Genomic DNA, 13,134 nt, shown 5'->3' on the forward strand with positions numbered 1-13,134 from the left:
CGTGCGGCTTTCATGGACACTGCTGTCGGCTTACCACTACCAGTACCGCCACCGGTACCGCCGGACGCCGGGAAAGACCCGCCCGAGGAGCCCGAGCGCGGTCCGGCGGCGAGCGGCTACTTGCCGGTCGCCTCGGTGTAGGCGGCGATCACCTCGCGGGGGTCGCCGTCCATGCGGAGCCGGCCGTCGTCCATCCAGATCACCCGGTTGCAGGTCTCCTCGATCACGTCGAGGTTGTGCGCCACCAGGAACACCGCGCCGGCGTCCTTGCGCAGCTCATCGATCTTGGCCTTGCTGCGCCGCTTGAACTTGGCGTCGCCGGTGGCCAGCGCCTCGTCGATGAGCAGGATGTCGTGGGTGCGCGCCGCCGCGATGGCGAACCGCAGCCGCGCGCCCATGCCCGAGGAGTAGGTCGACATCGGGTAGTGGATGAACCCGGGCTTGAGATCGGCGAACTTGACGATCTCGTCGTACTTGGCCCGGGTCTCCTCCGGGGTCAGGCCCATCGCCAGGCAGCCCAGGACGATGTTGCGGTCGCCGGACAGGTCCCGCATCAGCGCCGCGTTCACGCCCAGCAGCGACGGCTGCCCCTGGGTGTAGACCCCGCCGCTGTGCGGCGGCAGCAGCCCGGCGATCGCCTTCAGCAGCGTCGACTTGCCCGACCCGTTGGTGCCGATCACGCCGATCGCGTCGCCCCGGTAGGCCACGAAGGAGATGCCCTTGATGGCGTGGACCTCCTTCATCTGCGGCCGGTTCTGGCGACGCAGGATCCGCAGCAGGGCGCTGGCGGCGGTGCCCTTGCCGCCGCCGGCGCTGCCGTACACGCGGTAGATGATGTGCAGGTCGTCGACCACCACGATGGGCTCGCGGGTCGGGTCGATCACCACCTCGGGCGCGTCCGACACCCGAGCCATCTCCTTGACCTTAGCCACGGCCGTACCTGTCCTCCGCGCGGTAGAAGTACCAGAACCCGCCGACGAAGGCCACCAGCGCCCAGGCCAGGGCGTACCACCACAAGTGAGCGTAACCCCACGAGTAGGCGGCCAGATCATCGCGGTAGCTGTCGATCAGCGCGGTGCGCACCAGCTCGATGTAGACCGAGGCCGGGTTGGCCTGCAGCAGGTCGCCGATCCACGGGTAGTCCCGCAACCCCTCCCGCTCGGGCAGGGTGGCGATCATGAAGAAGATCCCCGAGAAGTACAGCCAGGCGCGGGTCACGAACGGCAGCAGCTGCTGGATGTCGCGCACGAACGCGCCCATCCGGGCGACCACCAGGCTGATCCCGATGTTGAACACCAGCTGCAGCGCCAGCGCCGGCACCACCAGCAGCCAGCGCGGGCTCAGCGGCTCCCCGGTGACCAGCACCAGCACCGCCAGCACGACCATCGAGATCAGCAGCTGCTGCAGCTCGACGATCACGTAGGCGAACGGCAGCGACGCCCGGGGGAAGTGCAGCGCCCTGATCAGCGACAGGTGGTTGCCGATCGACTTGGCGCCGGCGGTCAGCGACCGCTGGGTGAACGTGAACACGAACACCCCGGTGATCAGGAAGGCCGTGTAGTTGGTGACGCCCTTGTTGGTGCCCAGCAGCACGCCGAAGACCAGGAAGTACACGCCGGCGTTCAGCAGCGGCGTGAGGACCTGCCAGACCTGGCCCAGCCGGGACGAGGTGTACATCGACATGCTCTTGGCCGACGCGAAGTTCCAGATGAACACGCGTCGCTGCCACAGCTGTCGGACATAGGCGCGCAGCGGGGGGCGTGCCGCGCTCTGCGTCAGTCCGTGGCGGGCGGCGAATTCGGCCAGGGACTCGGCGCGCTTCTCAGCCAAGGCAGGGGGCTCCGCGATCGTGTCTACCGACTCGCCACCCGACGGACGGGCCCGTTCCGGGTGACTCATGTGCGGAAGCCTATTGCAGGTGCGAACGAGCAGGGGACGTTCGCCCGTGAGTGGCCACCGATTCGTGATCTTCTTTGTGATCTTCGGACGTTTCGTCATCTGTGGGGCATCGGCGCCGTTCGACGGACGGATGCCCTCCGATCCGCCTCGCCGGCGGTGGGCGGACGCGGCGACGACGTCCTCCCCGCGGGGCCGGGGCGGCGCTCCGCCCGCCGGCGACCGCCCCGCGATGTTTGCCGGGCGGCGACCGGGTAGGGCTCAGCCGAGTCCGCAGACACGAACATTCCGGCCGAAAGGGGAAGTCGATGGCGATCGGTGTCGAGCCCGCGGCGCTCAGCGAGACCGACCTGCTGCGCGAGCTGTCCAGCCTGTACGACACCCGGATGGACACCCTGCGGCACGGCTCCGACCGCGCGCTCGCCGAGCACACCCGGCGCACGGCCGAGCTGGAGGCCGAGTACATCCGGCGGCACCCCGACCGCGAGGTGAGCCCGCAGCGGCTGCGCGAGGGCGCGCGGGCGAGGTGACTCCGGCGCCGAGGGGATCCCACGAAGGGAGCACGCACCATGCCCCGAGACAGCGCTGAACGCGGTCCGCGCACAGACGATGAGCTCAAGCGCGAGACCGAAGGGATGGTCCGCGGCGGGGGCCCCGCCCGCGCCGAGGAGGCCGAGGAGCGGGAGCGGCCCGAGCCGCTTGAGGAGTCCCCCGGCTCCGCCGTGCAGATGCCGCCGGAGCGGCAGGCCGGCGGGGTCGACATGAGCGCCGGGGAGGTGGCGTGGCGCTCGCGGATCGCCCAGGCGCTGGCGTCGCTGGACTACCCGGCCGACCGCGGCCGGATCCTGACGCTCCTGGAGCGCGAACACGCCCCGGACCCCCTCATCACCGCGATGCTGGGGCTGCCGAAGGACCGCCGGTTCCACAACGTGGGGGAGATCGCCCGCGCCATCGGCATCCACACCGAACGGCACCGCATCTAGCGCGCGACATCTGGCGCGACGTCCGGTGCGTTCCGGCGCGCCTCCCGGGCCCCTCCGGGCCCCGGGCCGACCGCGCGGTCGGCCCGGGCCGGCGCGGACGCCGGCGCCGCTCACGCCCCGGACCGCGCCCGCGGCGCGTCCGGGGCGCATCCGCTCCTGGCTCAGGCCCCCGCGCCGAGGCCGCGTCCGAGGCGCGTTCAGAGCGCGTCCCACGCGCCCCCGGAGCGGGGCCGGAGCGCGTCCGATCGCGTTCGGGGCGCGCCCGGGCGAGGCCTCCGCCGTCCCGACGTTCCGGCGGGACCCGGCGCCGCCGCCGAGGTTCAGTACCCTCTTGAGCGTGAGTCGTGAAGGTGTGACGCCGCAGAGCGAAGATTTCTCCGCCTGGTACAACGAGCTGGTCGTCCGGGCTCAGCTCGTGGATCGCGGGCCGGTGCGGGGGACCATGGTCATCCGCCCGTACGGCTACCGGATCTGGGAGCTGCTCCAGGCCGACCTGGACCGGCGGATCAAGGAGGCCGGGCACGACAACGCCTGCTTCCCGGTCTTCATCCCCGAGTCGTATCTGCGGCGCGAGGCCGAGCACGTCGAGGGCTTCTCCCCGGAGCTGGCGGTGGTCACCCACGCCGGCGGCAAGGAGCTGGAGGAGCCGCTGGTGGTGCGGCCCACCTCCGAGACGGTCATCGGCGAGTACATGGCCAAGTGGATCGACTCGCACCGCGACCTGCCGCTGCTGCTCAACCAGTGGGCGAACGTGGTCCGCTGGGAGCTGCGCCCGCGGATGTTCCTGCGCACCACCGAGTTCCTGTGGCAGGAGGGCCACACCGCGCACATCGACGAGGCCGACGCGATGCGCGAGACGATGTGGGCGCTGGACACCTACGCCGCCGTCGCCCGGGAGTTGGCCGCCATGCCGGTCGTCGCCGGGGAGAAGACCGCCGGCGAGCGCTTCGCCGGCGCGGTGCGCACCTACACGATCGAGGGCATGATGCGCGACGGCCGGGCGCTGCAGGCCGGCACGTCCCATTACCTGGGCACCAATTTCGCCAAGGCGTTCGAGATCCAGTACCAGGACGAGGAGGGCAGGCTCCAGTACGCCCACACCACCTCCTGGGGCATGAGCACCCGCATGATCGGCGGGGTGATCATGACCCACGGCGACGACTCCGGGCTGGTGCTGCCTCCGCGTCTTGCCCCCTACCAGGTCGTCATCGTCCCGATCGGGCGCAAGGAGCAGGGCGAGGCCACCACCGCCGAGGCCCGCCGGCTGGGCGCCGCCATCAAGGCCATGGGCATCCGCGTCCACGTCGACGACAACCGCCCGCAGCTGTCGCCCGGCTTCAAGTTCAACGACTGGGAGATGCGCGGCGTCCCGGTCCGCCTCGAGATCGGCCCGCGCGACCTGGCCGACGGCGTCGCCACGCTGGCCCGCCGGCTGCCCACCGTCGAGGGGCAGGGCAAGGAGACCGTCCCGCTGGAGCGGGTCCCGGAGGTCCTGCCGCAGATCCTGGCCGACTTCCAGGCGTTCCTGCTGGCCCGCGCCGAGAAGTTCCGCGACGACCACACCCGCGCCGTCGACTCCTGGGACGACTTCGGCGCCCAGGTCTCCGGCGGCTGGGCGCTGGCGTTCCACTGCGGCCGCACCGAGTGCGAGGACGACATCAAGGCCGACACCGCCGCCACCCCCCGCTGCATCCCCGCCGAGGGACCGGCCGAGGAGGGCGTCTGCGTCAAGTGCGGCCGTCCTTCCCCGTACGGCAAGCGGATCATCTTCGGCAAGGCGTACTGAGCGGCGCCGGGCGGCCGCACGGCCCCGCGCCGGCCTTCCCGCGGCCGTCTCCGAGGCGACCGGCTCAGTCCAACGCCTGCGGGAGGACGCGCAGGGCCAGGATGGAGATGTCGTCGGTGAGGCCGCCGTCGCAGAAGTCGATGAGGGCGCGTTCCACCGACATCAGCAGGTCGCGGACGGGCATCGAGGCCCCGGCGGCGAGGATCTCGGCCAGCCGCTCGGGGCCGAACCGCGTGCGCGACGCGTCGCAGGCGTCCAGCACGCCGTCGGAGTGCAGGAACAGGGTGTCGCCCTCGTTCAGCTCGATGGACTCCACGGCGGGTTCGAAGTCCTCGAACAGGCCCAGCGGCACGCCGCCGCCGCTGGTGGTGCGGATGGTGCCGTCGGCGCGGATGACGATCGCCGGGGGATGGCCAGCGGTCGCCACGGTGATGCGCACCCCGTCGCCGAGGTCCTCCATGCCGGCCAGCACCGCGGTGACGAAGCGGTTCTCGCTGAGCAGGGCGGCGTTGACCATGGTGAGGACCTCGGCGGGATCGCCCTTCCACCGCGACAGCATCCGGATGCCGTGCCGGGCGGCGGCGGTGACCGCGGCGGCCTCCTCGCCCTTGCCGCACACGTCGCCCAGCACGAAGCCCCACCCGGCGGCGGTCTCGAACGCGTCGTAGAAGTCGCCGCCGACCTCCACGCCGTGCGCCGCGGCCAGGTAGCGGGCGTCCACCTCGATGCCGGGGATGGCGGGCAGCGTCCGCGGCAGCAGGCTGGCCTGCAGGGAGTCGGCGACCTCGGCACGCCTCCGGTACAGCCGGGCGGCCCGCATGACCAGGGCCAGGTAGCGGCCGAGCCGCTGCACCACCCCCAGGTCCATCAGGTCGAACGGGCCGTGCTCGCCGCTGCCGGTGATGGTGATGGTGCCCATGCAGGTCCGCCCGTCCTCGATGGGCACGCACAACACGGACGTGGCGCCGATCGCGCCGCACACCGGGCCGCCGTCGGGCAGCGAGCCCAGAATGCCCGGCTCGGCGATGTGAGGGTGCAGGGTGCCCTGACGGCTCGCGTACACCGACCGGGGCAGCGTGCCGGGCGCGGGATCCAGCTCCTGCAGCAGGCGGGTGAGCTTCTCGGTGCGTTCGCCGTCCGGCCCCATGACCACCCGGCGGTGCAGCTCGCCCGCCGGGTCGCCGGAGACGGAGGGGTCGGGGACCACGTCGACGAAGACCCAGTCGGCCAGCTCGGCGGCCAGCAGCCGGGCGCACCGGCGCAGCGCCACCGGCTCGTTGAACACCGGCTCCTCCAGCAGCATCTCGCTGGCGGTGGCCAGGACGTCCATCCGGTGCACGACGGTGGCCACGGCCTCGTCCTCGGCCTGCCGGCCCCGAGGGATCTCCGGCGCGGGCGGCTGACCGGCGGCCGGGGTGGCGGCGACCACCACCATGGGGTCGGGCTCGCCGCGGATCCACACCCGGGCCAGCGTCACCACGGCCTCGACCGGCTTGTCGCGACTGAGGAAGCGGACCTGGGCGCGCCGCCGGCGGCCGGTGCGCACCACCGCGGCCAGCTGCGAGCGCAGCGCCGCCCGGGTGGACAGGTCGCACAGGACGATGAACGGCTTGCCGGACACATAGCCGGGGGAGGTGCCCAGCAGGGCGGCGGCCTGCCGGTTGACCCGCCGCACGCTGGCGTCCCGGTCCAGCAGGAACAGCGGCACCGGCGCGTCCTGGAACACCGTGCGCAGCACCCGGCGCTCGGACTCGGCGGCGGCGGTCCGGCCCTCCCCGCCGGCCTGCGCCGTTCCCATGGTGCGCAACGCGGCCAGCGCCAGTTCCAGTTCCACCAGCGCCGCGTCCAGGGTCGCCCGCAGGTCCGGGTCGGGCATCGCCGCGGCCTGGCGCAGTTCTCCGATCCGTCCCTCGAGATCGTTGATCTCGCGCATCAGGACGTCCGGTTCCAGCTGTTCCGGCATGCGTGCCCCCTCGCGACCGTCCATACCCGAAGAACCGGGCGCCGCCTCCCGCCGCCGCGGGTCGTTGCAGCGCGGTTTGTGCCGCCTCATGCGGTGTCATGGGCGGGCAGCCGGGGGGCGAGCTGCGCCGCCGCACGGTTCACCGCATCGTCATAGGTACCCATTCCGACGGCGCAGCGCGGCGTCGGGGATCTGCCCGGAGACGATCCGCTGGGCGATGGCGGTCAGCTTGACGTGCCGGGTCTGGGAGATGCGGCGCAGCTCGGCGAACGCCCGGTCGGCGTCGCAGCCCAGCGCGTGCATCAGGATTCCCTTGGCCTGATCGACCACCGCGCGGGTCTCCACCGCCTGCTGCAGCTGCACGGCGGTGCGGTGCACGTCGTCGAACTCGCGGGTGTTGGACACCGCGGTCCCGCCCTGGGCGAGCAGCAGCGAGGCCAGGGCCTGCTGGCGGGGGTCCAGCGCGCCGGGCACCACCCCGTACACCGTCAGCGTGACCAGCACCTGCTCGTACTCGTGCACGGTGGTGGTGAAGCAGCGGACGCCGCGGCGCAGCATGGCGGCGACATGGCCGGGCCAGCGGGTCTCGGCGAGGGTGTCGTCGCAGCGGACGGGACGGCGGTCGCGCACCGCGTCGAAGATCGGCCCCTCGCCCCGCTCGATCTGCAGGTCGACCAGCTCGGCCAGATCGGGATGGCTGCTGGCGGAGGCCAGCGGCTCGGGCGGCTCCTCCAGCGTCCAGCGCATCGCGGCGGCGCCGGCGCAGCCGCTCACCGCGCGGGCGGCCAGCTGGGTGAGCCGGTGCAGGGTGGCCAGGTCGGAGGACTCGCGGACCATGCCCAGCCGGGCGATCTCCACCGCCAGCTCGTCGGTGATGACGGCGTCCGAGGCGGGCACGGGCCCCACGGCGTCCGCGGCCGGACGGCTCGCCCGGCGCACGGGGGGCCGGGAACGGCAGGGCGGATCGAGGTGGGTCATGGCGTGCGTTCCTTGGCCGGCCGGGGCATCGGCGTCGGGGCGCCCTGCGGAGCGGCCGGCGCCGATGCCGATGTCCACATCGTCGTGGCGTGTTCCGGCTGTACCCGCCGGGCCCGTTCCCATGCACGTTCCGTCCCGGGGCGCGCCGCCGGGTCAGAAGCGGAAGATCGCGCCGGTGCGGGCGTGCAGCACGCAGGGGTTGGGGAACGCGGCGCTCCACTGCACGGGGCGGCCCCGCCACCGGCCCGTCGCCGCGGCCGTCACGGGCCGGTGCTCCAGCGTGCAGACCGTGTGCGGCGCGGGGAGGGTGAAGCGGCCCTTGGACCGGGCCAGATCCGCGCACGCCCGCACGGGACGGGGGTGGGTGCCTCCCGGCGGCTCGCAGGTCAGGGTGACCGTGCGGGTGCTGGAGGTGTCGGGCGCGGGATGGGTGAGGGTCAGCCGCAGATCGGTCCCGGTCGCCGCGGCGGCGGGCAGGGACGGCAGCAGGGCGATGGTCAGCGCCGCTCCGGTGAGGATGCGGACGGCGAGGTGGGGCATCGACGCTCCTTGGGACTCATCGTGATCGGAACGTCGCCCACCGTATCGGGAGGGAAGGGGCGCGCGGCTCAGGCGGCCAGGGCGTGTCCGCGGTCGGCGGTCAGCGCCTCGCGGAGCTGCTTGCGGCCGCGGTGCAGCCGCGACATCACGGTGCCGAGCGGGGTGCCCATCATCTCGGCGATCTCCTTGTAGGAGTAGCCCTCGACGTCGGCGAGGTACACCGCGTCGCGGAAGTCGCGGGGCAGGGCGCGGAGGGCGGCGATCACCTGGGAGTCGGGGATCCGGTCCAGCGCCTCGGCCTCGGCGGACCGGAACCCGGCCGACGCCGATGAGCTGTGCGCCAGCTGCCACTCCTCCAGCTCCTCCTGCCCGGCGCGCTGCGGCTCGCGTTGCCGCTTGCGGTAGGAGTTGATGAAGTTGTTGGTGAGGATGCGGTGCAGCCAGGCCTTGAGGTTGGTGCCCTCTTGGAACTGGTGGAAGTTCACGTACGCCTTGGCCAGGGTCTCCTGGACCAGGTCCTCGGCGTCGGCGGGGTTGCGGGTCATCCGCACGGCGGTGGCGTAGAGCGGCTCGGTGTAGGGAAGGACGTCGCGTTCGTATCGCGCGCGGTGATCGGTGCGCGGCGCGGCGACAGTCATCATCGCTCTCCTGGTGGTGTGGTTCAGCGTCCGGGCGGTCCGCGGTCCGTGGCCGCGGCCGTCCTGGGGAACTCGTGAGGTTCCCTGGAATACGTCGTCCTTGGTGATGAGGTACGTCGTGCCCGGCCCACGGGTTCGAAACCGGTTCCGGCGTCGATCGCGGTCGTGGACGGGTGAGATGGAGGGATGTCTTTCAGGTGGCGGCCGCCTGAGTCGGAGCCCGGCGCGACGGGCCGGGTCGGGCCCGCCACCCGGATGCGCTCTCGCGTAATAAGACGCTTGACCAGGGTAAAAGGGTTGCGTGCCGTTTGTCACATGAGGGAAAACCCGTGCCGCGACCGGGTGCGGCCGCCGCCGGCGGGCCGTGGTCGACGGCCGCGCCCGGTCCGGACGAGGCCCCGGCGACCGGTCGCCGGAGCGGGTGACCGGCCGCGCCGGCTCGAGCGGCCGGACGTGCCAGGGCGGACGCTCCGGCGCGCCCCGGCCCGGGGCGCGCCCGCGCCGGCGGCGCACCGTCGACCGCGATCAAGTGAATCCACTTCACAGAGTGGTGATGTCGACACATCTGAACACCGGCCATTAGGCTCGCCCATGGTGGGGGTGATAGGAGGCCTGACAGACGTGCCGGACACCGTGACCGCGGCGGACATCGCTCGGCTGGCGGGCGTGGGCAGGGCCGCGGTGAGCAACTGGCGCCGCCGCCACCCCGACTTCCCCCGGCCGGTCGGGGGAACGGCGACCAGCCCGCAGTTCGCGCTGCACGAGGTCGAGGCCTGGCTGCGCGCCCAGGGCAAGCTACGCCAGGTGCCGCCCGCCGAACGCGCCTGGCAGCAGATCCGCTCGCGCGCCGACGACACCGGACTCGGCGACACCCTGGCCCGGGCCGGCGAGATGCTGCTCGCCCGGACCTCCGACCCGGCGTTCACGGCGGTGGCCGAGCTGGCCGCCGAACGCGGCCCCATCGAGACCTACGAGTTCCTGCTCGGCCGCTTCCTGGAGGTCCAGCCGCGCCGCGTCGGACCCACCCCGGCGACGGTCGCCGAGCTGATGGCCGGCCTGCTCGACCCGGGGACGGCCTCGGTGCTCGACCCGGCCTGCGGGACGGGCACGCTGCTGGTCCAGGCCCTGCGGCAGGGCTCCCCACGACGGCTGCTGGGGCAGGAGCGGGACGAGACGCTGGCCCGCCTGGCCCGGATCCGCCTGGCGCTGCGCACCTCCGACGCCGAGATCGCCGCCGGGGACTCGCTGCGCGTCGACCGCTTCGCCGACACCACCGTGGACGCCGTGCTCTGCGATCCGCCGTTCAACGAACGGCACTGGGGCTATGAGGAGCTGACCGCCGACGTCCGCTGGGAGTACGGGCTGCCGCCCCGGATGGAGCCGGAGCTGGCCTGGGTGCAGCACTCCCTGGCCCATCTGGAGCCCGGCGGCCTCGCCGTGGTCGTGATGCCGCCGGCCGCCGCGGGCCGCCGCTCCGGCCGCCGCATCCGGGCCCAGCTGCTGCGGCGCGGCGCGCTGCGGGCGGTCCTCGCGCTGCCGGGCTCGGTCCAGCTCTGGCTGCTGCGCCGCCCGGGCGCCGAATCCGCCCCGAGCACCGTGCTGATGGCCGAAGGAGACGACCCGGCGCAGCTCACGGCGATCTGGCGGGACTTTCACGACGACCCCGGGCTCCACCGCCCCGGAGTGGGCCGTGCGGTGCCGCTGATCGAGCTGCTGGACGAGGACGTCGACGTCACCCCCGGCCGGCATCTGGCGGTGGGCGGCACCGAGCAGACCGCCGAACGCTTCCTGCAGACCCGCTCCCGCCTGGCCGACACCCTGGAGCGGATGACGACGCTGCTGCCCGCCGCCCGGCCCGCGGAACGCGCCTCGGACGTCCCGGTCGTCCCGCTGTCGGAGCTGGCCCGCGCCGGCGCGCTGACCGTGCGGCAGACGCCGCTGCGCCGCGAGCCCGCCACCGCCGACGCCGGCGTTCCGCTGCTCACCGCGCAGGACGTGATCGAGGGCCGGGAGCCGTCCGCCCGTGTCGCGGCGGAGCCGACGGAGGCGGGACGGTGGATCCTCACCGAGGCGGGGGACGTCGTCGTCACCGCCGCCGACCGCGGCCTCGCCGTCCGGGTGGTGGAGCGGGGCGGCGCGGCCCTCGGCCCCTCCCTGGTGCTGATCCGCGTCGAGCCCGACCTGCTCGACCCGCACTATCTGGCGGGCGTGCTGCGCAGCTCGGCCAACGTCCGGCGGTCCACCGCCGTCTCCTCCGGCAGCCGGTTGGGCATCCGCCGGGCCATGGTGCCCCGCCTGCCCATCGCGGAGCAGCGCCGGATCGGAGCGCTGTTCCGCCGCATGGACGAGCTGGCGGCGGCGCTGCGCGCGAGCGCGGACCTGGGCGGGGAACTGGCGCGGCTGCTGGCCGACGGCGTCACCGCGGGCACCCTGGGCCCCGACCGGAGCTGAAGGCCCTGGCCGGAACCGACCGATCGGTCGCCCCCGGCCGCCGGTTCGGCCACACTGAGCTCAGTTCGACTCGATATGCGAGTTCAGTGACGCCGAAGGGATTGTCGTGGGCGAGGTGCTCGCCGACCGGTACGAATTGGTCGCTCCGCTGGGCCGGGGCGGCATGGGCCAGGTGTGGGAGGCGCAGGATCGCAGGCTCGGCGGCCGCCGGGTCGCGGTCAAGCTGCTCACCGACGACCAGATGGCCGCGCACGGCGACTCCACCGAGCTGCTGCGCCGGTTCACCCGGGAGGCGTCGGTGACCGCGGGGCTGCAGCATCCCGGAGTGCCCGCCGTGCACGACGTCGGCTCCTACTCCGGCGGGCTCTACCTGGCGATGGAGCTGGTGGAGGGGCGCTCCCTGGACGCCCTGGTCAAGACGCACGGCCCGCTGCCGGTCGGCTGGTCCGCCGCGATCGCCGCCCAGGTCTGCGCGGTGCTGGCCATCGCGCACGAGCGCGGGCTGGTGCACCGCGACATCAAGCCGCAGAACCTCATGCTCACCCGCGACGGCACCGTCAAGGTCCTGGACTTCGGGGTGGCGACGGTGCTGGAGGGCGGCCCCGGCCTCACCCGCATCACCCACACCGGCGCGGCGATCGGCACCCCCGCCTACATGGCGCCCGAGCAGCTGCGCGGGGAGCAGACCAGCCCGCGCACCGACCTGTACGCCCTCGGCTGCGTGCTGTATGAGATGCTGTCCGGCGGTCCGGTGTTCACCGCGACCACCGCGCCCGCCATCATCGCCAAGCATCTGCAGGAGACCCCGGCCCCCCTGCAGCGCACCGACCTCCCCTCCGAGCTGCACTGGCTGGTGCGGCAGCTGCTGGCCAAGGACCCCGCCCAGCGGCCCGGCTCGGCCCGGGAGGTCTACGAGCGGCTGCTGCCCCACGTGGGGCAGGCGACGCCGCTGGGCGACATCGACCCGGTGGGCAGGTCCTCCAGCGCCATCCACGGCTATGCGCGGATCCTGGCCCAGCTGGTGGGCACGGTCCCGCCGACGCCCGCCCCGCAGAACCCCTACGCCGTCCCCGTGGCGACGCCCGACGTCGGCGGAGGGCTCCCGCAGTACGCCCCCGGGACGGCGCCCGCGCCCGTGCCGCGGCCGCACCGCGGCTCCGGCCGGCTGCTGCGGCACCTGCTGTGGACGCTGCCGGGCGCGCTCAGCCTGGGGATGCTCACCTGGGTCGGCTTCCTGTACGTGGGCGCCCGGCACCAGAAGCGGTCCTGGATGGCGTTCTCCGTGATCTACATGCTGCTGTCCGCCGCCCTGATCGGCCTGATCGTCTCGATCCCCGAGGGTCAGCACCCGCTGGACGGGGTCGCCGCCGCCTTCATGATGATGCTGTGGTTCGGCGGGTTCTTCCACTCGGTGGTGACGGCGGTGCAGCGGCTGAGGCTGCTGGATCCCGAGCCGCCGCCCGCCCCCTACCCGATGTACCGGTGACGGGCCGCCGGCCGCCTGTGGACGTGGACTTGCGCTCCCGTCGACCGGAACCGACGATCGACTTCATGAACATGGGCGGCCCCCCGACCCCGGACCCAGCCGACCGGCCTTCCGCGCCCGACGAACCGGCGCAGGACTGGGCCCCGGTCACCGACGACGACCCCCCGCCGCGCCGCTCGCCGGCCACGAGCCTCCCGGACGACGTCAAGGTCGCCCCGCTGGACCCGGCCGCCGCACCGGCCCGGCCGTCCGGCGGCGCCCACCGCACCCCGCGGCGGGAACCGCACGCCCCGCCCCCCGGACCGCCCGGACCCGCCCCGCAGGCCGGTGCGCCCTCGGCGGCGGACACCGCGCCGCCGGAGCGGGACCCCCGCCCGCTGACCACCGCGCCGCCCTCGCCCCGCCCGGCGGAC

General features: G+C 73.6%; 11 protein-coding genes and 1 pseudogene. 6 read left to right on the top strand and 6 right to left on the bottom strand.

Annotated features, from left to right (window positions below; all coding sequences use genetic code 11):
• Positions 1-116 precede the first annotated feature (116 nt).
• Both EIO00_RS17700 and EIO00_RS17705 read right to left on the bottom strand, forming a co-directional pair.
• Positions 117-914, bottom strand: a complete 798-nt coding sequence (locus tag EIO00_RS17700; RefSeq protein WP_175596265.1) for an ABC transporter ATP-binding protein — start codon at positions 912-914, stop codon at positions 117-119.
• A 10-nt stretch (positions 915-924) separates the two neighbouring features.
• A complete protein-coding gene (locus tag EIO00_RS17705; protein ID WP_140180387.1) occupies positions 925-1,899 on the bottom strand; it encodes an ABC transporter permease in 975 nt (324 codons plus the stop codon).
• 305 nt (positions 1,900-2,204) lie between these two features.
• Between EIO00_RS17705 and EIO00_RS17710 the strand changes: the two genes are divergently transcribed.
• The 3 genes from EIO00_RS17710 to proS all read left to right on the top strand — a co-directional run bounded on the left by EIO00_RS17710 (position 2,205) and on the right by proS (position 4,665).
• A complete protein-coding gene (locus EIO00_RS17710; RefSeq protein ID WP_140180389.1) occupies positions 2,205-2,426 on the top strand; it encodes a DUF6158 family protein in 222 nt (73 codons plus the stop codon).
• A 39-nt stretch (positions 2,427-2,465) separates the two neighbouring features.
• On the top strand, positions 2,466-2,879 hold the full coding sequence (locus EIO00_RS17715; protein WP_140180391.1) for a DUF2795 domain-containing protein: 414 nt from the start codon (positions 2,466-2,468) through the stop codon (positions 2,877-2,879).
• Positions 2,880-3,216: 337 nt separating this feature from the next.
• Complete coding sequence (gene proS, locus EIO00_RS17720; protein ID WP_241661434.1) at positions 3,217-4,665, top strand: proline--tRNA ligase; 1,449 nt, start codon at positions 3,217-3,219, stop codon at positions 4,663-4,665.
• A gap of 64 nt (positions 4,666-4,729) precedes the next feature.
• On the opposite strand, the gene EIO00_RS17725 is transcribed toward proS, so the two are convergent.
• The 4 genes from EIO00_RS17725 to EIO00_RS17740 all read right to left on the bottom strand — a co-directional run bounded on the left by EIO00_RS17725 (position 4,730) and on the right by EIO00_RS17740 (position 8,787).
• Positions 4,730-6,628, bottom strand: a complete 1,899-nt coding sequence (locus tag EIO00_RS17725) for a SpoIIE family protein phosphatase (protein ID WP_140180393.1) — start codon at positions 6,626-6,628, stop codon at positions 4,730-4,732.
• 150 nt (positions 6,629-6,778) lie between these two features.
• On the bottom strand, positions 6,779-7,606 hold the full coding sequence (locus tag EIO00_RS17730) for a GAF and ANTAR domain-containing protein (protein ID WP_241661435.1): 828 nt from the start codon (positions 7,604-7,606) through the stop codon (positions 6,779-6,781).
• Positions 7,607-7,759: 153 nt separating this feature from the next.
• A complete protein-coding gene (locus tag EIO00_RS17735) occupies positions 7,760-8,146 on the bottom strand; it encodes an SSI family serine proteinase inhibitor (RefSeq protein ID WP_140180395.1) in 387 nt (128 codons plus the stop codon).
• Between the two features lie 68 nt (positions 8,147-8,214).
• Positions 8,215-8,787 (bottom strand): sigma-70 family RNA polymerase sigma factor, encoded by a 573-nt coding sequence (locus EIO00_RS17740; RefSeq protein ID WP_140180396.1) that lies wholly within the window; start codon positions 8,785-8,787, stop codon positions 8,215-8,217.
• A 618-nt stretch (positions 8,788-9,405) separates the two neighbouring features.
• On the opposite strand from EIO00_RS17740, the gene EIO00_RS17745 reads away from it, so the two are divergent.
• The 3 genes and pseudogenes from EIO00_RS17745 to EIO00_RS17755 form a co-directional block, all read left to right on the top strand.
• Complete coding sequence (locus EIO00_RS17745; protein WP_206664170.1) at positions 9,406-11,235, top strand: N-6 DNA methylase; 1,830 nt, start codon at positions 9,406-9,408, stop codon at positions 11,233-11,235.
• A 106-nt stretch (positions 11,236-11,341) separates the two neighbouring features.
• The gene (locus EIO00_RS17750) at positions 11,342-12,721 is read left to right on the top strand and encodes a serine/threonine-protein kinase (protein ID WP_140180400.1); all 1,380 of its coding nucleotides are present in this window, start codon (positions 11,342-11,344) and stop codon (positions 12,719-12,721) included.
• A gap of 65 nt (positions 12,722-12,786) precedes the next feature.
• Positions 12,787-13,134: pseudogene (locus EIO00_RS17755) on the top strand (hypothetical protein); the annotation flags it as partial.

Origin of the sequence: Thermomonospora catenispora (genome assembly GCF_006363815.1) — a bacterium.
Taxonomy (GTDB): domain Bacteria; phylum Actinomycetota; class Actinomycetes; order Streptosporangiales; family Streptosporangiaceae; genus Thermomonospora; species Thermomonospora catenispora.

Coding starts and splice junctions, on each gene's coding strand:
- EIO00_RS17725 (WP_140180393.1), bottom strand. CDS start 6,628: ATGCCGGAACAGCTGGAACCGGACGTCCTGATGCGCGAGATCAACGAT.
- EIO00_RS17715 (WP_140180391.1), top strand. CDS start 2,466: ATGCCCCGAGACAGCGCTGAACGCGGTCCGCGCACAGACGATGAGCTC.
- EIO00_RS17710 (WP_140180389.1), top strand. CDS start 2,205: ATGGCGATCGGTGTCGAGCCCGCGGCGCTCAGCGAGACCGACCTGCTG.
- EIO00_RS17700 (WP_175596265.1), bottom strand. CDS start 914: ATGGCTCGGGTGTCGGACGCGCCCGAGGTGGTGATCGACCCGACCCGC.
- EIO00_RS17730 (WP_241661435.1), bottom strand. CDS start 7,606: ATGACCCACCTCGATCCGCCCTGCCGTTCCCGGCCCCCCGTGCGCCGG.
- EIO00_RS17740 (WP_140180396.1), bottom strand. CDS start 8,787: ATGATGACTGTCGCCGCGCCGCGCACCGATCACCGCGCGCGATACGAA.
- EIO00_RS17735 (WP_140180395.1), bottom strand. CDS start 8,146: ATGCCCCACCTCGCCGTCCGCATCCTCACCGGAGCGGCGCTGACCATC.
- EIO00_RS17705 (WP_140180387.1), bottom strand. CDS start 1,899: ATGAGTCACCCGGAACGGGCCCGTCCGTCGGGTGGCGAGTCGGTAGAC.